Source organism: Spirosoma validum (assembly GCF_014699035.1).
Classification (GTDB): domain Bacteria; phylum Bacteroidota; class Bacteroidia; order Cytophagales; family Spirosomataceae; genus Spirosoma; species Spirosoma validum.
Window position 1 is genome coordinate 334,859 of the sequence record NZ_JACXAA010000002.1, and the last position, 24,355, is coordinate 359,213.

General features: G+C 46.0%; 14 protein-coding genes. 11 read left to right on the forward strand and 3 right to left on the reverse strand.

The annotated features are described in order from the left end of the window. Positions 1-94 precede the first annotated feature (94 nt). The 11 genes from IC230_RS06280 (at position 95) to IC230_RS06330 (ending at position 21,209) form a co-directional block, all read left to right on the forward strand. Entirely contained in the window at positions 95-3,886 is a 3,792-nt protein-coding gene (locus IC230_RS06280) for an alginate lyase family protein (protein ID WP_191038125.1), read from the forward strand. 260 nt (positions 3,887-4,146) lie between these two features. Then, complete coding sequence (locus IC230_RS06285) at positions 4,147-6,108, forward strand: glycoside hydrolase family 127 protein (RefSeq protein WP_191038126.1); 1,962 nt, start codon at positions 4,147-4,149, stop codon at positions 6,106-6,108. Positions 6,109-6,129: 21 nt separating this feature from the next. After that, a complete protein-coding gene (locus tag IC230_RS06290) occupies positions 6,130-7,980 on the forward strand; it encodes a glycoside hydrolase family 97 protein (protein WP_191038127.1) in 1,851 nt (616 codons plus the stop codon). 142 nt (positions 7,981-8,122) lie between these two features. After that, complete coding sequence (locus tag IC230_RS06295) at positions 8,123-9,754, forward strand: hypothetical protein (RefSeq protein WP_223860366.1); 1,632 nt, start codon at positions 8,123-8,125, stop codon at positions 9,752-9,754. Beyond that, complete coding sequence (locus IC230_RS06300) at positions 9,751-12,090, forward strand: heparinase II/III domain-containing protein (protein WP_191038128.1); 2,340 nt, start codon at positions 9,751-9,753, stop codon at positions 12,088-12,090. Before IC230_RS06295 ends, IC230_RS06300 begins: the two co-directional genes overlap by 4 nt. A gap of 24 nt (positions 12,091-12,114) precedes the next feature. Further along, positions 12,115-14,016 carry a glycoside hydrolase family 97 protein gene (locus IC230_RS06305; RefSeq protein ID WP_191038129.1) on the forward strand — a complete coding sequence of 634 codons (1,902 nt, stop codon included), beginning with the start codon at positions 12,115-12,117 and terminating at the stop codon, positions 14,014-14,016. A gap of 7 nt (positions 14,017-14,023) precedes the next feature. Continuing rightward, complete coding sequence (locus tag IC230_RS06310) at positions 14,024-15,247, forward strand: glycoside hydrolase family 88 protein (protein ID WP_191038130.1); 1,224 nt, start codon at positions 14,024-14,026, stop codon at positions 15,245-15,247. Positions 15,248-15,403: 156 nt separating this feature from the next. Further along, on the forward strand, positions 15,404-16,531 hold the full coding sequence (locus IC230_RS06315) for a DUF4861 family protein (RefSeq protein ID WP_191038131.1): 1,128 nt from the start codon (positions 15,404-15,406) through the stop codon (positions 16,529-16,531). A 52-nt stretch (positions 16,532-16,583) separates the two neighbouring features. Next, positions 16,584-17,357 carry an SDR family oxidoreductase gene (locus IC230_RS06320; RefSeq protein ID WP_191038132.1) on the forward strand — a complete coding sequence of 258 codons (774 nt, stop codon included), beginning with the start codon at positions 16,584-16,586 and terminating at the stop codon, positions 17,355-17,357. Between the two features lie 1,490 nt (positions 17,358-18,847). Beyond that, positions 18,848-19,834 carry a DUF3871 family protein gene (locus IC230_RS06325; RefSeq protein WP_191038133.1) on the forward strand — a complete coding sequence of 329 codons (987 nt, stop codon included), beginning with the start codon at positions 18,848-18,850 and terminating at the stop codon, positions 19,832-19,834. 697 nt (positions 19,835-20,531) lie between these two features. Then, the gene (locus IC230_RS06330) at positions 20,532-21,209 is read left to right on the forward strand and encodes a hypothetical protein (RefSeq protein WP_191038134.1); all 678 of its coding nucleotides are present in this window, start codon (positions 20,532-20,534) and stop codon (positions 21,207-21,209) included. Between the two features lie 35 nt (positions 21,210-21,244). Here the strand turns inward: IC230_RS06330 and IC230_RS06335 are convergent, their stop codons facing one another. The 3 genes from IC230_RS06335 to IC230_RS06345 all read right to left on the reverse strand — a co-directional run bounded on the left by IC230_RS06335 (position 21,245) and on the right by IC230_RS06345 (position 24,353). Then, positions 21,245-21,808, reverse strand: coding sequence for a hypothetical protein (locus tag IC230_RS06335; protein WP_191038135.1), 564 nt, complete (start codon positions 21,806-21,808; stop codon positions 21,245-21,247). Positions 21,809-21,813: 5 nt separating this feature from the next. Next, complete coding sequence (gene yaaA, locus IC230_RS06340; protein ID WP_191038136.1) at positions 21,814-22,359, reverse strand: peroxide stress protein YaaA; 546 nt, start codon at positions 22,357-22,359, stop codon at positions 21,814-21,816. Between the two features lie 161 nt (positions 22,360-22,520). After that, on the reverse strand, positions 22,521-24,353 hold the full coding sequence (locus IC230_RS06345; protein WP_191038137.1) for a hypothetical protein: 1,833 nt from the start codon (positions 24,351-24,353) through the stop codon (positions 22,521-22,523). Between the last annotated feature and the right edge of the window lie 2 nt (positions 24,354-24,355).

A 24,355-nucleotide genomic window follows, 5' to 3' on the forward strand; every position in this document is an offset into this window, starting at 1 on the left:
TACGTGCATTCTTTAGGTTAGGATTCCCTCTCAAGGGAGGGAATCCTTGCTACGCCTTTGCCTTTTGTTTTTACTACGTTTCTCTAAAACCAGTATGAGATCGATTCTATTTAATGCTCAGGAAAGTAGCCGTCCCAAAGGCCTCCGATTTCTTTTGTTTATAATCCTGTTCTTCAGCGCTACCGTGTTGCTTCGGGCGCAGCCATTTGTTCATCCAGGATTGCTCCATAAACAAACTGATTTCGATCGAATAAAAAGTAGAGTAGATGCCAATGCCCAACCCTGGAAAGCCAGTTGGGATATTCTGGTAGCTAATTCGCACTCCTCGCTGACGCGATCCTTTACCAACCCGGTTCCAACAGTCGTCTACCGGGGCTTTAACGGCACAAACCCCGAGAATTATGCGTCAATTTTCCGCGATGCAGCCTCAGCTTATCAGACAGCTCTACGATGGAAAATTTCAAACGATGATGCCTACGCCGAGAAATCAATTGCTATTCTGAATGCTTGGTCAGCTACTATGACGAGCATCAACGGTACATCTGATAAATTTCTTCTGGCGGGTATTCAGGGCTATCAACTGGCTAATGCTGCCGAGATTATGCGTACCTACAGCGGTTGGGCACCCGCTGATTTTGCGCGGTTTCAGAACTGGATGCTGACCGTATGGTATTCGATGAACCATGATTTTCTAGTCAATCACAATGGGGCTTGTATCAGTAACTACTATGCAAACTGGGACCTTTGCAACATGGCCTCTATGCTGAGTATTGGCGTACTCTGTGACCGTCGGGATATCTACAACGAAGCAGTCGACTATTTTAAGAACGGGGCAGGGATGGGCTCTGTGAAGAACGCGGTACCCTATGTGTTTGGCGATTTAGGCCAGTGGCAGGAAAGTGGTCGCGATCAGGGCCATACAGTGCTGGGGGTGGCATTGGCGGGCTCCTTTTGCGAAATGGCCTGGAATCAGGGTGAAGATCTGTATGGATACGATGATAACCGGCTCCTGAAAGGTTTTGAATACATTGCTAAATATAACTTGGGCTATGAGGTGCCCTATACCACGTATAGCAACTGCATTGGCGTTGTGCAGCCAATTATATCGGAGGATCAGCGTGGTAATCTTCGTCCGGTTTGGGAGATGGTCTATAATCACTATGTGAACCGTAAAGGGCTATCGGCCCCTTATATGACCCGCTTCGCTCAGATTGTACGACCCGAGGGAGGAGGGGGGAATTATGGACCGAATAGTGGCGGTTACGATCAGTTAGGATATGGCACGTTGACCTTTTCGCTTGACGAACCCGTAAGGCCTGCCAATCAAACAATCGCCTTCCCTGCAATGCCTAACAAAGAGTTTGGAGCTGCCGATTTTGCACCGGGTGCAACGGCCAGTTCAGGACTGCCGGTTGTGTATTCCAGCTCGAACCCGGTTATTGCGTCCATCAATGCCGACGGTACGATTCATGTGTCGAAACCGGGTACAACCACGATCATTGCCCAGCAGATGGGCGATAACCAATACAACATAGCACCAATAGCCTACCAGACGCTTACGGTAAATCAAATTCCGGGGGTTACTGATGGCACCTGGACCAACACAGCAGGCATTACCACTACAACTATTTCGTCAACCGCTGGTAATGTCAATTTAACCTGGCCGGGTCAGACATTCGAGGTGGGTAATCTGGTGCGATTAACGGGCACTGTTCCGGGTGGTTTTATTGCCAACACCAACTATTCTGTTGTGGCAGTTAATGGCTCAATGATTCAGCTTTCGCAACGACCAGGTGGCACGGCTGTAGCCGCTACTACATCAATTACAAACGGAACTGGTAACCGGTTTCTGAAATGGTCGACGGCAACTAACTGGAGTAATTCGGTAGTGCCAGGTGGGGTTCAATCTAACGCTACCTTTGGCTCAACCAACTTTTCCAATATTGGCGGAGTAACATTAGATGGTAACATTACGATTGGAACCTTAACGTATGCCGCCAACGGTACATCGGAACTGACGCTGGCCAGCGGATCAAATGGGGGTACACTAACGTTTCAGACACTGTCGGGTACGCCTACCATTAACATGATTAATACAGGAGCCCGGAAGCTGTTTCTAGGCAACTCCAATAACAATTCGCGCGTTCCATTAAAAATTGCCGGTACGCAGGGTCTCAAAATCACAACGCCCATCTATGGTAGCAGTAGTTCATACGCAGGGCTACGCATACAGGCCGCTATGGACTGGAGTGGTTTGCAAGGTGGCATCAATCTGGCACAGGGTACGATTGAACTCCACAATACGACGAACAGTCTTACTGATGCGAACAACGTGCTGCTGCCCCCTACGCGATTGATGATGGGGACTGACGCAACGGCCGTCCTGGTTTATAATGGCGCGAATCTGTACGCCAACAAGCAGACCATCGGTGCCCTTGACGGTACGTCCGACGCTTACATTATCTCTCGAAACACCCTGACGAACGGAGCCTCTACCTTAGCAGTAGGTGCTGACAATCAGAATGGGACATTTGAGGGGACGATTGGTTCCGGCCCAACTGCCGACGCGGTCGATAAAGGGCGTGTTAATCTTGAAAAGGTCGGCACGGGTACGCAGACTATGACGGGGCAGATCAAAAACGGTACGACGATCATTAGCGGTACACCTTTTTACTCGTCAGTGACAGTAAATGATGGTAAACTGGTACTAAATGGCGAAAACGAGTACCTGGGAGTAACACTAGTAAACAGCGGAACATTAGCCGTTAATGGGTCTCTGGCCAGCCCAATCAACGTTACTGGCGGGACACTGTCTGGTACAGGTCAATCAAGCGCTTCTATTTCAATTGGCAACGGAGGCTTTGTAGCACCCGGCAATTCAGTCGGTACGTTTACTACTTCGGCAGTGTTAAGCCTGACTGGTGGGGCAACATATCAAGTCGAATTGAACACCAGCGACAACAAGGCTGACAAACTCATTGCTAACGGCGTAATGGTCAATGGAGCAAATTTGGTGATCACCGATTTAGGTAATGCGTCTGGCTTGTCGGTTGGAACCAGCTATACAGTTATTGACAATACCTCCGATACACCCGTTGCCGGAACGTTCAATGGTATGCCCGAAGGGAGTACTATTGCGGTGGGCACCAACCGCTTTCAGATCACATACCTTGGCGGAACTGGAAACGATGTTGTGCTGATCGTGCCGAAACAGTCTCAAGCGATTACGTTTAATGTCTTACCTACAAAACAAGTGGGCGATGTGGATTTTGATCCAGGCGCAACGACTAGTTCAGGTTTGGTGATCAGTTATAGCAGTTCAAATACGGCGGTTGCCACGATTGTGAATGGCAAAATCCATATTGCTGGAGAAGGCTCCACGATCATAACGGCGTCACAGGACGGTAATATAGCTTATAGCGCTGCCAGTCCGGTAAGTCAAACCTTAACGATTGTACCACTGACTTCCGACGTAACACCAATTATGTACACGTCGCCAACAATATCGTATGGAGCAGGCAATTTTAGCGTGGTGGTCGATGTCGTTGAATTGAATTCGATACCGACAAATGACACTATCACCGTCAGAATCACGAAAGATGCCAAACTGAAATTGACTTTTGACAATCAAACGACTTCGTTTGGAAGCCGATCTGTACAGAACAGTGCATGGACATTCGACGACTCGCAGCCCAATTATTATATACTGACAACGACTCAGGCGATTGCCGGAGGGGAAAAACTGTCAATGGGTCTAAAAGGAGCCCTGACACCGGGAAGTACTACAGGAGTGATAAGCCTTAGTGCAGTTATCCAGGCTGCTAGTGGTGGTGAGGTGAAATCAGTTAACAACATCGATTCCGATAAACTGGAGTATTTCCCCTAATCGCGCTTTGCCATAGTTCGTAGCAGAGTCAGATCAGTAACGATTCCACTGTGCAGAGGGTAGCACTGTTTTGTCGTGGTCAAATAGCCGCCAGGACAAGATAATTATGCAAACAGTGAGGGGCTTAGTTGCTCCCTCTACCTTACCTGTTACCTGAAAAACAGGCAAGCAATTTATAGGTGAAAAAGAGTATGAGTGTTAGATGATGCACTATTTCATAGCAGAAGCTACACCTGCATAAGTACGCCCAATAAATCGTTATGACTCAATTTGGTAGATCACGAAAAGTCTGTTGGTGGCTAGGACTTATAGCTTCTAGCCTTGTCAGCCAATCCTTTCTGGCCCAAGCTCAATATCCTGGTCAGGCGTCCGATAAAATGAGTGTGTCGGTCAAAGTGCCGATTAAAGCGTATAGCTTCAATCTACAGGATATTCGCCTGACTAAAGGCCTATTCAAAGAAAACCTGGAGCGCGAGGGTAAATGGCTATTATCGCTGCCGGTTGAGCGGATGGTTCATAGCTTTCGGGTGAATGCAGGCATGAATACCCCAAAAACCGGAAGTCTGACTAAAATGCCCAAGCCACTTGGCGGTTGGGAAGGATTGGATATGGAACTACGGGGCCACAGCATTGGGCATATGTTGTCAGGACTGGCATTACAATACGCATCTACCGGCAACGAAGTCTTCCGTAAAAAAGGTGATAGTCTGGTAACGGCGCTGGGCGAGGTGCAGCGGGTTTTGAATCAGGATGGCTATTTGAGTGCTTATCCACAACAGTATATTGATCGGAATATTGCTGCTAGCTCCGTTTGGGCCCCCTGGTACACGCTGCACAAATTATTTGCTGGGCTAACAGACCAATATACTTACGCAGGTAATCAACAGGCGCTCGACATTGAGACTAAAATGGCACAGTGGGCATCTAAAAAGCTTGCGCCTTTATCGCAGGAGCAACTCCAGAAGATGTTACGGAATGAATTTGGCGGGATGAACGATGCTTTTTTCAACCTATATGCTGTAACAAATAATCCTGAACATCTGAAACTCGCTCAACTTTTTTACCACAAAGCTGCGCTCGAACCGCTGGAAGCAGGCAAGGATAATCTCAACAAAGCCCATGCGAATACATTCATCCCCAAGCTGGTTGGTGAAGCACGGGATTACGAACTTACGGGCAACGAGAAAGCCAAAACAGCCGCTACGTTTTTCTGGAATACGGTTGTTCAGCACCATACCTACGCCCACGGAGGTAACAGCGATAAAGAGCATTTCTTTGAACCGGACAAAATCTCGGAACACTTGACGGGCAACACTAGTGAGACCTGCAATACGTATAATATGCTCAAATTAACCCGGCATTTATTTACCTGGTCAGCCGAGGAAAAGTACGCGGAGTATTATGAGCAGGCGTTGTACAATCACATTCTGGGTCAGCAGGACCCTGAGTCGGGCATGGTGTGTTACTTCACGCCTATGAAAGCTGGTGCGTATCGGCTCTACAGTACGCCCGATCAATCGTTCTGGTGCTGCGTCGGGTCTGGTTTTGAGAGCCAGTCCAAATACGGTGAAGCTATCTATTATCACGATGATAAGGGGATTTTCGTCAACCTGTTCATCCCTTCACAATTGACATGGCGGGAAAAAGGTGTTACGCTTATTCAGGATACAAATTATCCTGAAGAAACAACCACTCGCCTGACCATTCAGACCACCAATTCGGTGAAGATGCAGCTATATCTGCGTTATCCGGCTTGGGCAAAAACGGGCGTTACGTTGAAAGTCAATGGCAAAGCCGTATCGGTGAAACAGCAGCCAGGCAGTTATATTACCGTCGAACGAAGCTGGAATAACGGCGATCTGATTGAGTTGACGTATCCGATGACGCTTCGGCTGATACCCACCAACGATAATCCGAATGTTGCGGCTATTGCTTATGGGCCTATTGTGCTGGCGGGAGAAGTAGGAAAGAGCAACATGAAAGGAACAGCCCCGTTTCATGATCCAGTCGATCCGTATCAATATTATGGCTATGACTATTCTATTCCCGACAACATTCCCCATATACTCAACATACAAGGAAAACCGGTTACGGATTGGGTAAAGCCGGTCTCTGGAAATCCTTTAGCCTTTGAAACCGTATCCGCAGGCAAGTCTATAAAACTGGAGCCTTATTATAAAGTCCATCAGCAGCGCTACGTGGTTTATTGGAATTTGAACTAAGCAGTGGTAGGGATAATCCTTATGTTAATCAGACTGGCACATTATCAGATTTTGATGTTTCTGTTACTATCCGTTGGGTCAGTCAAAGCAGCGCCAAAACTTAAAATTTATCAGGCAATATCGCCCGACACAAAGACACGTATAGCCATATCCGTTAGCGATCAAAAAACACTGATGTATCGGATGTGGCAAGCTGATGAGCCAGTGCTAAACTGGTCTGCATTAGGTTTTGAATTAAACGGAGTGCACGTAGGGCAGAATGCAGTAATTAAAAAGCAGAGTCCTCACTCACACAAGGAACAGTTTGCGTGGCCACTGGGCGAAAACGATATCATTCTGAACAATTACAATGAGTTAATACTTGATTGTCAGTCTGGAACCACAGCCTTTCAGGTCATAGCCCGCGTATTTGATGGGAGTGTGGCATTTCGATACGTATTGCTAAACCAGAAAGGTCTGGAAACTGGATTGATCCGACAGGAACATACCACCTTCGCACCGACGGGTAATTACACAATCTACCAATACAACGAAGAGTCTGTTTTTACCCCGACCGCCCTTACTGATCTGCAAAAGACCTGTGATTTTCCGGCGACGCTGACCAATGGTCGTTTCTTTCTGTCGATTGGTGAGGCCGATAATCAGCGTTATACGAAGGCCGTGTTGACAAAAGGAACGGAGCCTAATTCGCTGGCGGTTGCTTTTCACAAGGATTCGGTTAAAACGACTGCTGATTTTCAAACGCCCTGGCGTACCATTAGTGTGGCTACATCGCCAATAGGGTTGCATCAGTTTAGCGACCTTCCCCTGCGGCTCTGCACGCCAATGGCGCAATCTATTCCAAGCTGGATTAAACCAGGTAAACTGATCCGCTCATCACTAACCACGCAAGGTGGCCTCAACTGTATTGACTTTGCTGCCAAGCATGACCTTCAATACATTATGTTCGATGCAGGCTGGTACGGGGCTGAGTTTCGAACCACATCTGATCCTACCCAAGTTATTACGGCCATTGATATGCCGAAAGTGATCCAATACGGACAGGAAAAGGGAATTGGTGTGATTTTATACGTAAACCGGGTTGCGTTACGGGCCAGACTAGACGAGATTTTGCCTCTCTATAAAAAATGGGGTGTAGCCGGACTGAAATTTGGCTTCGTAGATGGGCTGACCCAGGAAGGGATTACGTGGCTGGCTGGAGCAGTTAAAAAAGTATACGACTACGGTTTTGTACTTGATATTCACGATAATTATAAACCAACGGGCCTAAGTCGAACATTTCCTAATCTGCTTACCCAGGAAGGAATTCGGGGGAATGAGAACAATCCGGATGCATTTCATAATACCGTTTTGCCGTTTACCCGATTCCTGGCTGGGGCTGCTGATTATACCTTTTGTTACCCCAACGCCAATCGTTACTTTACCGACAATTTGTACAAGACTAAGTTGCAGGTGAGCAAAGGGCAGCAGTTGGCGCTCTCGGTTGTGTATTTCAGTCCGCTGCAAGCCATCTTCTGGTACGGTAATCCGACAGACTACAGTGACGAAGGGGAGATCGAGTTCTTCAAACGGGTTCCCACCGTATGGAACGAAACACATTATCTGGCTGGTGAAATCGGTAAGTATATCAGCGTTGCCCGGCGGAAGGGTAAAACGTGGTACATCGGCACGGTGGCAGGTTTAACGGATTGGAGTGGCTCACTACCGCTTCAATTTCTGGTAGCCGGAAAGCAATATCAGGCTACCATTTACGAAGACGACGCTACTGGTAGTATTCAGAAACGGGTCATTGACATAAAGCAGGCTGATGCACTTCCGGTCAGTGTTAAGGCAAAAGGTGGTCAGGCGATCATCATTGAAGAAAAAAACTGATATGGCTGGTCATATCCTGATCTATTGTAAGGGTATGCGTTCGCGTTACGTGTCTATTTCCTGATAGAACGCCCGCTAGTAAGCGGTTATGTTGAATGGATTCTTCTGGAGCATTTACGAAACGCACAGCACGTAGTGGAATATGAGTGTCAGAAACATAATAGTCGGCTACCTAGGATTATCGCTAGGCTTGCTGAATCCGGTTTTGGGGCAGGTCTGGCAATGGTCAGTACCGGTTGAATCCGTAATCTCACCAGAGACAAACAATCATCCGCAGGCTTTTTTATGGATTCCTGACAACTGTAAATATGTGCGGGCAATTGTGGTTGGTCAGCACAACATGCTCGAAGAAGGGATTTTTGAACATCCCGATTTTCGGAAAACCATGACTAAGCTGGGCTTTGCCATCGTCTGGGTAACGCCCATGTTTAACCAAACTTTCGATTGGAATCCAACCCGTTCCTCGAAAGGGGCCGGTGTCGCGTTCACCGATATGATAGCCCGGCTGGCAGACGTATCGGGTTATACTGAACTGAAAATTGCCCCCATCGTGCCAATTGGGCATTCAGCCTTAGCCAGTTATCCATGGAATTTTGCTGCGTGGAGTCCTGGCCGAACCCTGGCTATTCTATCCGTACATGGTGATGCTCCACTAACCAGTCTAACCGGCAGCGGACGACCTAATCCAGACTGGGCTGGACGTACTATTGATAGCGTACCGGGGTTAATGATTATGGGTGAATACGAGTGGTGGGAAGATAGACTGAGCCCGGCTTTTGCGTATGTAGCTAAGCATCCCAAAACACCATTCAGTCTGTTGGCCGATGCAGGTCGGGGCCACTTCGATAGTTCTGATGCTATGGTCCGGTTTCTGGCACTATATCTTGAAAAAGCCGCCAAATACCGATTACCCGAAACATCAGGGCAACAGGATACCGTCGTTCTAAAACCGGTTGATCCGCAAAAAGGGTGGCTGATGGATCGCTGGCGGAAAGATAGTTTACCCACGGCAAAACCGGCACAGTATGCCGCTTATACTGGTGACAAGCGAATGGCCACCTGGTGTTTCGATAAAGAAATGGCCGAAGCTACTGAAGCCATTTACTGCAAGTCCCGAGGTAAGAAAGCGCAACATCTGGGATTTAGCCAGAACGGTCAGTTGCTGAAACCGACGAAGGCACACGCCAACTACCAATTACAGTTTCGACCCGATACTGACGGCATTACGTTCCGTCTGAAAAGTACGTTTACCGACACTTCTCGTATATATCCGACGACGGAACACGCTCGTACGTCAATCTCCATCGACCGCATCTGTGGCCCCATACGCAAAGTGAATGATACCACCTTTCAGCTTAGCTTCTACCGGATTGGCTTTACTAACCCTAAACGCTCGAATGATATCTGGCTACTAGCGTCTAATGAAGGCGATCAAACCTATAAAAGCATTGTGCAGCAGGCTGATATGCGTTTCCCTATCAGCAATAAGGAAGGCATCCCACAGAATATTACATTCCCTGCTATAGAGAATCAGAAAGTTGGTATGAAAAGGTTATCATTGAATGCCGTCTCGGACGTTCAGTTGCCGGTGCATTATTATGTAAAAGAAGGACCTGCAATGATTGATGAAAATCGAATCGTTTTTACACCCATTCCCCCCCGTAGTAAGATGCCTATGAAAGTAACAATTGTCGCGTGGCAATACGGCACTAGCGTAGGGCAGAAAGTGCAGTCGGCTACCCCCGTCGAACAGTCATTTTTTCTAGAATTATGAGAAAGTTTACCCTGATCCTGTTCTTCCTGCTTTACACAGACTTTGTCGTACAGGCTCAAAAAGCACACCCGTATCTGTTATATACCCCGCAGCGAACTGAGCGGCTGAAAGAGCGCATCAAGACCGACACGTTGCTGGCTAATCGTTGGAATGCCATTCGGCAACGGTGCGATAAGTGGCTGACGGAGACTAAAGGTGGGAATATGGAGCAACTGGCATTAGCCTACACCATGACGGGTGACAAACGCTATGCCGAACGGGCAAAGACTTCGCTTAAGGAATTAGTGGACCGTGCGTTCTGGGACGGTATGGATGACCGTACTCCGCGTTGGAACGCAGGGCTGGCTACCAGTCATAACAATTGGATAGCTTCCGTGACGTTCGATGCCATCTACAATACACTCACCAACAACGAGCGTAAGGAAATTGCGAGTAAGATCGTAAAGCTTGGTATTGAGCCGTCTATTGCCGATTGGGTATCGAAAGATAAGCGGATTCAGTCGCTCAACAACATGGGGCATAACTGGTGGGCCGCCATCGTCTTTGAAGCAGGCGTTGCCTCATTGGCTGTGATGAATGAAATTCCACAGTCCAGACAATGGGCAACCAGCATTATGCAGGACAGTCGACAATGGTTTGCTTTTGCTGGCAGCGTGCTGGAAAACAAGCCTTCTAATTTTGATTCTGCCGGAGGCTTTTATGAAAGTGTGAGCTATGCCAATTACGGCGTATCGGAATACTTGCTGTTTCGGCTGGCGTATACCAATGCATTAGGGGCCATCAAAACTCCCTATGATGCGCTGTTGCAAAAAACTGTCGATTGGTTTATCAACGTATCGTATCCCCGAGCTGCCAACAAACCCTTGATGTCCCTAAATTTTGGTGACAGCAATGACCTGGCTAACGGTGATCGTCCGGCCAAACTGCTGATTGCATTAGGATTGGGGAAAGATGATTATTACTGGTATTTACAACATACGTACCGCAATCAATTCCGGGAAGACTTAGGCGTCAGCACGCCAATGGGGCTTCTGTATCATCCAGAAAACAAGCTTGCTCCTGCGACGCCTTCCTTACCTACGTCGGCGCTATATGAGTCGATGGGATGGGGAATGCTACGTTCATCGTGGCAACCCGACGCTACGTTGCTGGGTGTGAAATGTGGCTTTACCTGGAATCATGCCCACGCAGATGCCGGTTCGTTTGTGCTCTATCACAAAGGCGAATACCTGCTGATCGACGGTGGGGATGTAGGCTATGGTAATCCCGAATACAGCAGTTATTTCGTGACAAGCCGGGCTCACAATGTACTTACATTCAATGGCGAAGCGCAGGACCCGCGCGACCAGTACAATGCTGTCAAAAATTCCGGTCATCTGTATAGCCTGATCGATGGGGGAAACCTGAAATACGTGCTGGCTGATGCGACCGGTCCAACGTCCCGTAACTTCCTGCGTAACTACCGCAATTTCCTATGGATCGGCAATGTCATTCTGGTTATTGACGATGTAAAGGCCTACGACATCGGCAAGTTCGATTATCTACTGCACTACGCCGATAAAGCTGTCAAACGTGGCCCTGATTTTGAGATTACCAGAGACAGCGCAGCTATCCTGTTTCGACCCCTATATCCCGAAATGCTCCCGCTGGGCTATCCACACGATCTGCCTGAAAAGATGAAGTTTCGTACAGAGTACGGTCTGAAAGATCGAACCACGAACGTACAGATTCCGTATTACGTGCTGTCCCCTCCGGAGAAAACCGATCGAACCAAGTTTGTCAATGCCATTCTGTTGCTGGACGGAACTAATAAACCGATCCAAACCGCGACAGGCTCATCGGGAGCCAGTGGAGCCGCCGGGCGAAGTAATCTGCCCGTTATCGAAAAGTTTGAAGGCACCAATTACATCGGAGTACGTATCACGCAAAACGGGCAAGTCACCGAAGTGTATATCAACCTGCTGGCTGATGGCCGATTAATGCACCGTAATGCCAATGCTATAATGAATGGCTGGGAAACGGACGCCTACATTTCGACAGTATCTTTTCCAGAAGGAGTTGACCGCCAAGATGCGGCCCAACTCTCCTCAGTTTTCATCAGCAATGGGAGTTATCTGCGCCGGAATGATAAACCATTGCTAAGCTCGCTCTCCAAAGTGTTTATGTACGCGGCAAAAAGAGGTAATCAACTCGATGTACAGCTAAAGGGACAGCCGTTGATTGAGGCATCACTGGGATTTGAAAAGGTCAACAAACTAACGGTCAATAATAAAACGGTTTCTCCGCAATACGATCCAGATAAGATGTTGCGAATTGAGATCGATGAAACCAGATAATTACGTCCTTACTGACGGATACGCATGATACGTTTTTATTCGCTACTCTTCTGGGTTTTGCTTAGCCAGATTTCCTTTGGTCAAACCACAGAACACCGCCTGCAATCGCCCGATGGAAAGCTGGAAATTATTTTTTCGCAGAAGAATAGCACGTCGGAAAAACGGCCAATGACTTATAAGGTCAATTATCAGGGAAGGCCAGTTATCCTTGAATCAGCGCTGGGAATTCAGATCGATAACCATGTTTTCGAGCACTCAATGGCGCATAAAGTAACGACGCCACCCGGAACGCTGGGAGTGAACTGGTGTGATAATCTGGTTATTAAAAATGTCGTCAAGACCTCCGAAGACACTACTTGGAATCCTGTTTACGGCGAACGAAGTCAGATTCGGGATCAGTACAATCAACTCGTGATCCAGCTTCAAAAAGAAAATAGTCCTGATTATGGTCTCCATGTCATTTTCAGAGCCTACAATTCCGGGATCGCTTTTCGGTACTTTTTTCCCGAACATCCGAACGGTCTGTATTACCGCGTGATGGCCGAAAACAGTGAGTTCACATTGCCTGCTGATACCAGGGCCTGGTACACCGCCTGGGCGCAGGGGGCATACCAGGCGCTACCCCTCACCAACTGGCCCGAAACGGCTGAACGTCCCTTGACGCTTTCATTGCCTAATGGCTTATATGCCGCTCTTGCCGAAGCACAGTTGACCGATTACGCTATGACGAAGTTTAAGCTTTCGACCAGTAAGCCCAACACGGTGGTTACGTCGATGTACGAGAGTGCTGATCTAATGTCGGATGTGGGTACACCCTGGCGCGTAGTGATGGTAGCTGAACGACCGGGTAAGCTGCTTGAAAACAATGATATTTTGTTGAATCTGAATCCACCGACAACCACAGTTAATACCGATTGGATTAAGCCAGGGAAGATGATGCGGGAAGTGACGCTAACGACCGAAGGAGCCGTGTCGTGTATCGATTTTGCCGCGGCTCACAATCTGCAATATATCCTATTCGATTGGAAATGGTACGGTCCCGCCTTTACGTTCAACTCCGATGCAAGGCAGGTTGTGGCACCAATTGACATGCCTAAAGTTATTGCCTACGGAAAATCAAAAAATGTGGGCGTTATTCTCTACGTCAATCTTCAGGCATTGTATAAACAGATGGACGAAATTTTTCCGCTGTATAAAAAATGGGGGGTTAAGGGGGTAAAGTTTGGATTTGTAGAAGTGGGTTCCCACCGCTGGATGACCTGGCTGACCGAAGCCAAACGAAAAGCACTGGAAAATAATCTGATGGTCAATATCCACGATGAGTATCGTCCAACCGGTACCAGTCGCACGTATCCGAACGTCATGACGCAGGAGGGTATTCGGGGTAACGAAGAATTCCCTGATGCGACGCACAATACCATTCTTCCGTTTACGCGCTATGTGGCCGGAGCCGGTGACTATACGATCTGTTATTACGATAAGCGGCTGAAAAATACCCATGCCCATCAACTGGCGATGAACGTGATTTCCTACAGTCCATTGCAATCGGTGTTCTGGTATGACAAGCCTGCGTTTTATGGGGGAGAACCTGAAATCGAGTTTTTTGCCAAAGTGCCCACCGTCTGGGACGATACTAAAGTAATTCACGATGCTATTGGTGAATACGTCACTATTGCTCGCCGTAGTGGAACTGATTGGTTCGTGGGCACTATCACCAATAATGATGGACGTGCGTTGAAGCTTTCATTGGATTTTCTGCCAAAAGGCAAAAGCTATACCGCCCACATTTATACCGACGATCCGACTGTGCAAACAAAAACACAGGTCCGTGTGACGACGAAAACTTTGAAAGCCGGACAAACCTTAGATATGACTCTTTTACCCCGAGGTGGGCAGGCCGTTTGGCTGACACCAGCTACTAACTAACCCGCTTATGCAAACCACGCGAATTTATTTTCTGGCAATTTTGCTGCTGGCGTTTGTGCCGAAGGCGTCTCTGGATATTGATGCACAAATTGGTTACTGCGTCCGGCAGGCAGCTAAAACAGCTGCTTCCATCCCCACCGCACAGCCCAATCTGCCACGTAATATTCTGAAAAATAAAGCCACCTGGAATTACGTCGGTTACAAGGACTGGACAAGCGGCTTCTGGCCAGGTACGTTGTGGTACATATATGAGCATACCAAAGACCCTAAGTGGAAAGCCAAAGCCGACACCTTTACACGGGAGTTGACGCCGTTAGCCTACCAGAAAGCAATCGATCATGATCTGGGTTTTCAGATGTATTGCAGCTTTGGAAATGGACTACGACTGACCGGTAATCTTGAATACAAAAAGATTCTGCTGGCTACTGCGGATACGCTGGCGACACTGTTCAATCCAAAAGTAGGTACGATTCTGTCATGGCCACGGTCCGTGCCCAATATGGAATGGCCACAGCACAACACAATCATGGACAATATGATCAACCTTGAACTGCTGTTCTGGGCTTCCAAAAACGGTGGGAGTAAGCGGCTCTACGATATCGCCGTTTCGCACGCAACCACAACCATGAAAAATCATTTTCGACCCGATTATACGTCATACCATGTAGTCGTTTACGATCGTGAAACCGGTAAAAAGATCAAGGGTGTTACGCACCAGGGTTATGCTGATAATTCGATGTGGGCAAGGGGTCAAAGCTGGGCCATTTATGGCTATACCATGACCTACCGGGAAACCAAAGACCCGAAGTTTCTGGACTTTGCTCAGAAGGTATCCGATGTCTATCTGGAGCGTTTACCTAAGGATCTAATCCCGTACTGGGATTTCAGTGCACCAGATATACCAAACGCGCCAAGAGATGCGTCAGCGGCAGCCGTTACGGCTTCGGCCTTGCTGGAGCTTTCAACGCTGTTGAAGGATAAAACAAAAGCCAGTCTGTATCGCACAAAAGCCGAACAAATGTTGGAAACCCTATCCTCTGATCGATACCAGAGCCGCAACGTGAATAGCGCGTTTCTGCTGCACAGCACGGGACACAAACCCAACAATAGTGAAATTGACGCATCGATCAATTATGCTGACTATTACTACATCGAAGCTTTACTGCGATTGAAGAAAGTAAAAGCGGGGAAAAGCGTACAAGCCTCGTTAAAAGCCAGCTTCAGGAACTGACAAATGGCCTTCTCCTATCATAGGTTGGTTTAGTAAAGGTCTCTGACACTGTTGGAGACCTTACTGGTAGGCCCTATTCGAAGTTATACAACGTCATCCAACGGACGATCAGGAAATGGTATTAAAACCACTGAGTTGAAGTTAATCGAGGAAGATATGCGATTTTTATTAATTCTGCTTTTGTGGACAGGGCTGAGCGGGCACTTAACAGCTCAACCGGCCACAATTGCCATTACCAACCCCAACACTACTTCTCTTATCCAATCCGTAGTCGAAATTCCCTGGGCAACAGTTTTAAAGGTTTACCCACAGGTCGACACGGCTCAGCTACAAGTGTTACTGGCTACCAGCGGAAAAGAGGTAGCTTATCAGTTTGAACACAAAGGTCAGAAAGACATTCAAAATCTGTTGGTTCAGGTATCATTGGGGCCAAAACAATCGGTTCGTGTAATGTTACGTCGAGGCCATTCCGCACAGATAGCCTCTAAAACCTATTGCCGTTATGTGCCAGAACGATACGACGACTTTGCCTGGGAAAATGACAGGGTGGCGTTTCGGATCTACGGGGCGTCTCTGAACGGTCGCTCGGATAATGCCTATGGATCAGATATCTGGGCAAAACGCACACCCACGATGATTCTGGACAAGTGGTATAAACAGAATGATTACCATAAGGATCACGGCGAAGGATTGGATTACTACCATGTTGGGCTGACGCTGGGTGCAGGTGATATTGGCGTTTTTCTGAACGACTCCATCCAGTTTATTCATAACTACCGCTCCTGGGAAATTTTGGACAACGGTCCACTCCGCTCTACGTTTCGCGTCAAATTCGATCCTTATACATTCAAAGGCATTACAGTAAATGAAACCAGGACCGTATCGCTGGATGCAGGTTCCCAGTTAAGTAAAATACAGGTCAGCTTTACGCATACGTCCTCAGGAGAATTACCTGTGGTGGTTGGGATTACCCTGCGGCAGCAGGAAAGTCCACTACTGATGGATGAGAAAGAAGCTATTCTCGGGTACTGGGAGCCTAGACATGGTGAAGATGGTACTATTGGTATAGGCTGTGTTTTTCCTAGGCAGTATGTTACGATGCTTCGAAAATATGAGCACGGTCTGGCTAAAGTGAGCGCCAAATCAGGAGAAACACTGACGTACTACGCAGGGGGAGCCTGGGACAAAGCCGGATTAATTACTTCCAGTGATAGCTGGTTTGCCTACTTACGACAGTACGCCAGCCAACTGAAACATCCGCCAGTTGTGAAAATTAATCCTTAAGCTCATTCTCCTACCAGATACAGACTAAACGCTTGAAAATTCTTTTTGGCATATGAGTTCGGTATTAAGTACGTTTTCACTGGTTGGTAAGCGAGCGCTGGTTACAGGTTGTAAACGCGGCATTGGTAGGGCCATGGCTGAGGCTTTAGCAGAAGCGGGTGCCGATATTATTGGCGTATCGGCCAATCTGGAGCTGGAAGGCAGCGAAGTGGCTAAAGCCGTCGAAGCGATGGGTCGGCAATTCTTTGCTTACCAGGCCGATTTTGGGAAACGAGACTCGCTGTATGCCTTTATAAATCAGGTTAAGCAAGATCATCCGGTTATCGATATTCTTGTGAACAACGCTGGAACGATTCAGCGCCAGCCAGCTGTAGTGCACTCCGATGTCTATTGGGACGAAGTGATTGCCATCAATCAGACCGCTCAGTTCCTGCTGACCCGTGAAATTGGTAAGGAGATGGTGGCCCGCAGAAGTGGAAAAATCGTCTTTACGGCTTCGCTGTTAACGTTCCAGGGTGGTAACAACGTGCCCAGCTACGCAGCCAGCAAAGGAGCGATTGGCAGCTTGGTAAAAGCCTTTGCCAACGAGTGGTCTGGCCAGGGTGTCAATGTTAATGCCATTGCACCAGGTTATATCTCGACCGATAACACCGATGCTTTACGCAACGACCAAGTGCGCAGCCAATCCATTCTAAACCGTATTCCGGCAGGGCGTTGGGGGGAGCCAGATGATTTCAAAGGCCCCATTGTATTCTTGGCGTCCGATGCAGCTCGTTACGTTCATGGAACCATTTTAACGGTCGACGGTGGATGGATGGGTCGTTAGTAGGCTACACTTATTTATTTAATTGTTTTTGAACATTGATAGTAACATAAAACGGTCAGACAAACGCATTTTTTATAGTTGAAATTGACTTTATTGCCAGATTCAGGGTTCTCTAAACCTGACATATTTTATGTATTGTCAAACGTATTAAAATCTGTTGGCAAAGTAATGCCAGGGAGACGATTGTACTTGATCAGGTCAGTTGGAGTTAAAGCCATTATAACCATGGCGGCTATGGCCGAAGTGGCTGTAATGGCTTTAACTCATCGAATATTGCCGTAGAAATGATTGAACATACTCTTCATCCATGATAAGGAGCCGTCACATGAATAGGCGCGCATAAGGTGGTACTTAACGAGTCCGTTTTTAAAGTATCTGAATATAATTGATTTTCCGACAGAACCCTTTGGTCTACTTATGATGGTTATGATTTCAGCGTTGAGTCACGACGATAATGTCACCACGCTGAATTTGCTGTATAGCTTAGTGAATTTTGGTCTGCTACAAACCCACCGTGTGGTCACAATCTAATATCTCCGCCTGTATTTTTCAATCTTATCCCATGCTCGACCTTAACCTAACCGGGGTTAACTAAATCCAATTTAACCCGAATCGATTTTAGTCCGATATAGACTCTGAGCTCACTATACTTCACTTAAGGTCAACAGATAAAATGTTACATTGACCCCGCGGCTATTTATGACCTAACGGCAGGCAGTAAGCATCTGTTTGGAAAACGTTCAATGGACTTTTGACTCATTCGAGTTTTTTCAATTAGTTTTAGATTTTGCCAGATGACCCTCTTTCCTGTAATCCCTATGATTTTAAAAATGAATCCAGACAGGTAATCGTTTTACTGGTCAGTTTAGACCGAAAATAGTCTGAGTGATAACCGCAACCGCAGGATGTAGTGTCTTAATCAATAAAAAAGTTTACCTACCTCCGCATAAATTGCTCTGCTAAAAAATTATGTATTACCATACTGCTGGAAAAGCCCGGAAACAGCTACATTCCTAAGACCTCAGCTCAGTCAAAAGCAGATAGTGGTGAAATATATTGTGTGCGTGCGAGTGTGAGAGGTTACTAAGTATCGGGTCTTTTTCAGCTTTTCCTGCTTTCCTCCTTTCGTATGTCCCTATTTGTCTTTCCTGAATAATCACTATGATTTTCTCAGCATATCATAAAAAAGACGGACTCATCATACAACTTTCATTGAGGGGTCACCATAAAATTTTATAAAATTTTTATGCATTTCGGAAAATAGATGAGCCGTCGAGAGCCAGTACCTACCCCCGTACCCTCCCCCGGTGCTTTTAAGGTTTACCCTCACCCCCCATGTTTTCAGTTAACTTTTTCACGGTTAAACAGAAATCAGTTAACTGAAAATACTTGCAGACAAATTGCGCGTCACTAACATAAGGAGGCTCGTTCCTCGCCTGGGACTAACACAGTCCACTTGGGTTCAGCAAACTGTCAAACCCAAAGAAAACATGGAACACATACCCGTTAAAATCGACCTGTTGCCCTCATCATTAGCCTATGAAGTGGAGCCGCAATCCTCCGCTCGTGCCTTTATCGAAGCCAATACCCTCGTCGCTACCGTCGATGAAGTAAGACACCAACACCTGATCCCTGTCTTCGTCAAGGATAATGAACCCCTCATCAGTCACGGTGACTTTATCAATGCCACCTTGGACGCGATGAGCGATGTATTTCGGGGGGAACGTATCCTGTTACCCCAGGTTCGAGTATCGCATCCCATCAAAGGCCGTATTCCAGATGCCAAAGATAAACCGGCCAGTCAGCTTCAGGAGTGGGAAAAAACGATCTATTACGAACGGCTCATCTTTGCGGTGGAAGTGGCCTCTATCCGGGACATGGTGGGAGGGAATACCCTTTCGCTGACCGTCGGGGGCGTCAAAGCCTACAATCTGGATAACCTCTACCAAAAGAAAGGGGCAGATGAGCATTTTAAAGTGTTCGTTGGCTTTCAGAACAAGGTCTGCACCAACATGTGCGTGTGGACTGATGGCTATCTGAATGATCTGCGGGTGAAGAACCTGGACCAATTGCGAATGGCCATCTACAGGATGCTCCAGATGTACAGTCAAGATAACCTGCTGCACCGTGTGCGGTCTTTACCCGAATATACCCTTTCGGAACAGCAGTTCGCCCTGCTTTTGGGCCGGTGTCGGATGTATGGGCATTTACCTGCTAACGCCAGAAAGTATATCCCTCCTTTACTGTTTGGTGATACCCAACTGGGAGCAGTCTGCAAAGACTATTACCGGGATGAGAGTTTCTGCCGACAAGATGATGGTAGTATCAACCTGTGGCGGCTCTACAACCTGTTCACGGGCGTTAACAAGTCCAGTTACATTGACACATTTCTAGATCGTTCGGTGAATGCCTTGGAGTTCGTGGAGCAGGTACGATCGGGTTTAGATGGGCAAGGGACAAACTGGTATCTTCAGTAATCTATCAACGATATAATCAGGAAGGCAGGAGTCGATTGGCTCCTGCTTTTTTATAGGTGAGGGTTATGCTGCATTTTGCTGGCCACGGCTTTTGAGACGGTCTCCGCACAAAAACCACTGAAAACGGATGTGGCATTTTTAAATCGTTTTGTTAGAATTCTAACCCCTTCCACCATGGTCGGTTTTATCATTTTTATTCTCATTTGGTTCTTTGTACTTGTACCGTTATACAAAGCTATCCGAAAGCAACAAGCCGCTAAAAGACTCAATTTAGAACTTGATAGGTTGGGCCAGATTTATCAGTACAGTATGGCTACGTATAATTTCACCTTGGCGGAGTCGTGTTTAGATCAGGCACGAGAGGCTATACAAGCGTTTACGACTGATGTTCGATTTACCCCAGAGGAGTTGGTCCAAGTTGCACCATCAGTTGCAAGGTTCCCAAACTGGCACACTTGGTTATAAGTATTCCAGTTTGGAATGCATAAACATTCTTAAGCCATTGTCTATAAGCTTTAATGGTCAGTAGGAGGGTTATCGGCTATCTTACTGACCATACTATATTAAAATTTACTATAATTGACCAGTAAAAGGAGCGCTTATTTCGCCGGAGCTTGTGAAATGGAAACCGATAGATTATAGACAATCCGAAGTAAAACCAGCAAATATGCCTTCCATCTCTACACATGACATCCTAATGGAAATTGGCTTTAAGACAATTTCAAATTCTAGAACAACGGCTTATAATGGCAACGCAGGGTTTGAATTTGATTTCGGGAATTTCAAATTGGAGGTCATTGAGTCAATGAACAGGCACTTCGTCGAAATACTACAGTGCTCTGGTATAAATAGAACTGCCCGGAAATTAACCTTGATTGACTTTGAACTTCCATTGGAAGTCGAATCTTTTGAACAGGGGGTCGCTTTTATATCATTTGGGTTAGGCAATCGATTCGACGCTAAAATCGTACCGGCCTGGTATGATCAGGGTTTAATCTGGAAACATCTTTTGCCTTGGGAAAAAGAAAAGGTTGCTTATAACAATAAACCTTCCGCAACGATCGAGCACGAATATTTTAGATTGATGATTCGACGAATGAGAAAGTTATCCTTGCTAGCTAACGAGGAGGATGTCACAACGTTTTCGTTCGATGGCGAAATAGTTAGGATTGTTTGTGCGGATGAAAAAATCGTTGCACCGGCTACTGGCATTCCCTGGCAAGGTAGCGTTTCTGTAAGAACAAAGTTATTAGTCAATCTACCGGAACGCGTCAGAAACGGATTTGGGCACATTTTTCTTTGGGAGGAAAGACTGTATATAGCTAGTAGTGTCTTCCTTCTTGTAAACTCGTCAAGTTCTGATTTATTAACTTAATATATCATCAGAATCACTCACTGACGAACGAACTGTTAAATTGGGAGTATATTGTGGTGAACGTTTAACAGCGTGTATCCCTCTCTCCTATAGGATTCAATCAGTTGCCTTTCAATGGATTTATTTATGTCTTTCATCCCGGGCTTGTCCAGTGGGTCTGTTAAAGCTGTATTAGAATATAGTTCAAAAGGAACAAACGAGATAAAAACGTTTCCTTTCAGGTAGATAGAATAAGGTTCAAGCTCAGTCTGAACAGTTTCTATGTCCATCCAACTTTTAATCCAATGCTGATGGTTCTGGTCATCGTAACGTATTGTCCCCAGTAAATGATGAGCTAATGTTCCTAAATGATAGGCGTGTTGTTTTTTCCACCGTCCTCCAGCTTGAAACGATTTCCCGACGTAATAAAATCTTTCTTTCAGGTCTGTATAGGCAACGTATAGATGGGGTCGGTTTTTCACCAATGCATATTTCTCTGATGCTTCTTTGGAGAACGAAAATCCCTGTTTATCAAAGATTGCTTTTAAAGGCACCTGGCTATCGCATTCGAAGAGTGGTACTGAATTCGAATGAACGTAGTTTTTGATACTTTCAATCATAAAATCTAATCGCAGAGTACGTTGTTAAGTTGATGATTTAGCCAAATACCTTTCTGAACACCACGATCCGTAAAGCGCACAGTTGGCACTGTTGCTACTGCAAGACCATTCTCATTTACGGCTTTGCGATACAGCTGTGACAGTAAGTCGATATCACCAGGACTTACAACTTCCTGAAGAACATTCATTTCTTGCCACACACGCCAGATAAGTTGCTTCTTTTCCCCTTTTCGAGCATCCATTTTCAAATCGTAATAGGGGATCAAATCGGTATGCTTAATCCACCCAAAAAGAGCCGATATGATGTTTATGTCGACACAAGGTTTTTTCCAGTTAGCCTCAGCTATCTGCGGATACAGTTTACTTCTTTTTCCAGAGTACAATTCCCAGGCAGGAAGCGTGTAATTCCAATCAAGATCGATGTCTGCTAATTTGATTAGCTGAGTTCTTGCTACAAATAACGTACCATGAAAAGCCAGTCGGTCAAGCTGGCTCGGATTTTTTACCACTGGTTTTGTCTTGCAATTTGCACAAGTGATCAAGTATGCCATTGATTGACTGATTTAGTATAATTCGGCAGAATGTGATGGCGTACATAATAAAGGCAACTGATGAATGGGGCTCATACCCTGGTTAGTAGTTCTCATTATGGGCCTCCATTTCCCTTTGGCCTTGATTATGTTATTGATCCAAAAATGTCTGCAAACCTGAGTTACTTAATACAAACGCAAATTTTAAGTTCTTTCGGTGCGTATTTTTGGTATTCGTGAGTAACCACATTTAAACCGTTAAGGGTCTCCAAGCCTTCAGTATCTGTCACTATAATAATGATTGAATTATCAATTAACAATGTTTGGACTGCCCTTTTCAAATCTGTATAGCCTCCTCCTGATTTAAGCAAATCTGCGAAGCCTGCCTCTGAAACTGGAAAATTTCCTACAAGTCTGTAATCGACAGCTACTAGGTTTTGTAATTGGTCAATTCCCAAAATAGAGGATTTGAGTTCGTCTGCTGCTGAAGAATTTAGAAGAGTATTCATAGAGGCTGAGACATCGAACACTACGGTTTTTACCACACCTTGGTTTTTTACCAACATTACCTTTTGTGGTTCACCAATGCACTTACGTACAGCAACGGCAAATTTTTCACGAGCCTCTGTATTTAAGGGCGTTAAGTGCTGAATTGGGTGACATCGGTTAGCCAAATTTGTTGAAATAGACTTAACGCCTTCAATAACCTTTCCAGTCGGTCCATGATTTACTAGGTATACTTCTGCTAGACAAAAAGCACGTGCATAGTCAACGAAGAGATCAACAAAATTTTTCTTTGATGATTTTTTGTAATGTTTGACTTCAATAACCATTGCACAATCTTCTTGACCTTTTCTTGTTTTCCATAAGCCATAATCAGGCTGAACAGCACTTGAACGCCCTTTGCCTATTGGATCAAATAGTGGCGATCGGCGTTCACTGACAAGTATAAATGGATCTTTTGCTGAGTGAACAGTTGCAATTAATGTCTCGTGAAAGGCAAAAGCAATTCGGCCCTTATCATGGTGTAATTCGATATTATGCCCATGAAGTGCTTTTATAATCTCCGTTGCAATCCAAACCGAATATAGCTCATAACGCTTTTTCCAGATTGGTAAAGAAAGGATAGAGTCAAAATCACTGAGATGAATTTCCATCTCTAATGGCACCTTTGGATACTTATCGATGAAAGTGTTCAGTTCTACGGACAGTTCTGCCAATTCAACAGGTTTAAGAAGGGTACCACAAGACGATAGGGCAATAACTAATGATCGTAATAAATAATCCGTTTCACGATGAACAATTGCCCAAAAGTCGATTGAATTCATGGATTCCCCTTGCGGATATGCCTGTTTGACCAATGTCTGCCTAAGTTCCCCTTGGGTCATTTTAGAATTTATTAGTATAGAGGCAATTGCCTGAGCAATCGAGACGCTCTCACGCAATTCACCTGGAAAGTCAGGTGAGGACAGTGATTTTGGGAGGGGTAAATACTTTCCACTGTTATATGCTCTTGTCCACTCTTGAACATCTTGAGGAAGACTTAACAACTCATTTCTTAAAGATAGCTGTAACTGCTTTTCAACAACATTAGGTTTACGTAAAATCCCCAATAATTCCCCGGTATCCTGAAAAACAAGCGCAGAAACTTCCTGCTTTACATTCTCTATTTTTGACCAGGTTTCTATCCAATCTCGAAAGTGCTCAAGGCTTACGTCTACATTATCAACTTGTAGCATCCATTGCGCCTGACCTTTAGTGGCATCTGCATTTTCAAAAAAGTCGAGTATATCCCTAAAAATCAGGATAAATGGGTGGATTCCTGCAAAAAATGCCGAAAGAAACTCATTCATGGTTGCTCCAGATAGAGCGTCTTCTAATGACCGAGATGAAGGGTTAAGGGCTAAATGTATCTTTTTATCAAGGCCTTCGTCCCTTCCATCGAGTTCTATTCCACCAGCACTACACAAGTGTTTCCAGGCGGATAGCGGGTTCTGGTGTAAAACGTTTTGCATTG

What these genes read in the sequence shown, in the direction of transcription:
- IC230_RS06280 (WP_191038125.1), top strand. Translation starts at nt 95, where the DNA reads ATGAGATCGATTCTATTTAATGCTCAGGAAAGTAGCCGTCCCAAAGGC.
- IC230_RS06285 (WP_191038126.1), top strand. Translation starts at nt 4,147, where the DNA reads ATGACTCAATTTGGTAGATCACGAAAAGTCTGTTGGTGGCTAGGACTT.
- IC230_RS06290 (WP_191038127.1), top strand. Translation starts at nt 6,130, where the DNA reads ATGTTAATCAGACTGGCACATTATCAGATTTTGATGTTTCTGTTACTA.
- IC230_RS06295 (WP_223860366.1), top strand. Translation starts at nt 8,123, where the DNA reads ATGAGTGTCAGAAACATAATAGTCGGCTACCTAGGATTATCGCTAGGC.
- IC230_RS06300 (WP_191038128.1), top strand. Translation starts at nt 9,751, where the DNA reads ATGAGAAAGTTTACCCTGATCCTGTTCTTCCTGCTTTACACAGACTTT.
- IC230_RS06305 (WP_191038129.1), top strand. Translation starts at nt 12,115, where the DNA reads ATGATACGTTTTTATTCGCTACTCTTCTGGGTTTTGCTTAGCCAGATT.
- IC230_RS06310 (WP_191038130.1), top strand. Translation starts at nt 14,024, where the DNA reads ATGCAAACCACGCGAATTTATTTTCTGGCAATTTTGCTGCTGGCGTTT.
- IC230_RS06315 (WP_191038131.1), top strand. Translation starts at nt 15,404, where the DNA reads ATGCGATTTTTATTAATTCTGCTTTTGTGGACAGGGCTGAGCGGGCAC.
- IC230_RS06320 (WP_191038132.1), top strand. Translation starts at nt 16,584, where the DNA reads ATGAGTTCGGTATTAAGTACGTTTTCACTGGTTGGTAAGCGAGCGCTG.
- IC230_RS06325 (WP_191038133.1), top strand. Translation starts at nt 18,848, where the DNA reads ATGGAACACATACCCGTTAAAATCGACCTGTTGCCCTCATCATTAGCC.
- IC230_RS06330 (WP_191038134.1), top strand. Translation starts at nt 20,532, where the DNA reads ATGGAAATTGGCTTTAAGACAATTTCAAATTCTAGAACAACGGCTTAT.
- IC230_RS06335 (WP_191038135.1), bottom strand. Translation starts at nt 21,808, where the DNA reads ATGATTGAAAGTATCAAAAACTACGTTCATTCGAATTCAGTACCACTC.
- yaaA (WP_191038136.1), bottom strand. Translation starts at nt 22,359, where the DNA reads ATGGCATACTTGATCACTTGTGCAAATTGCAAGACAAAACCAGTGGTA.
- IC230_RS06345 (WP_191038137.1), bottom strand. Translation starts at nt 24,353, where the DNA reads ATGCAAAACGTTTTACACCAGAACCCGCTATCCGCCTGGAAACACTTG.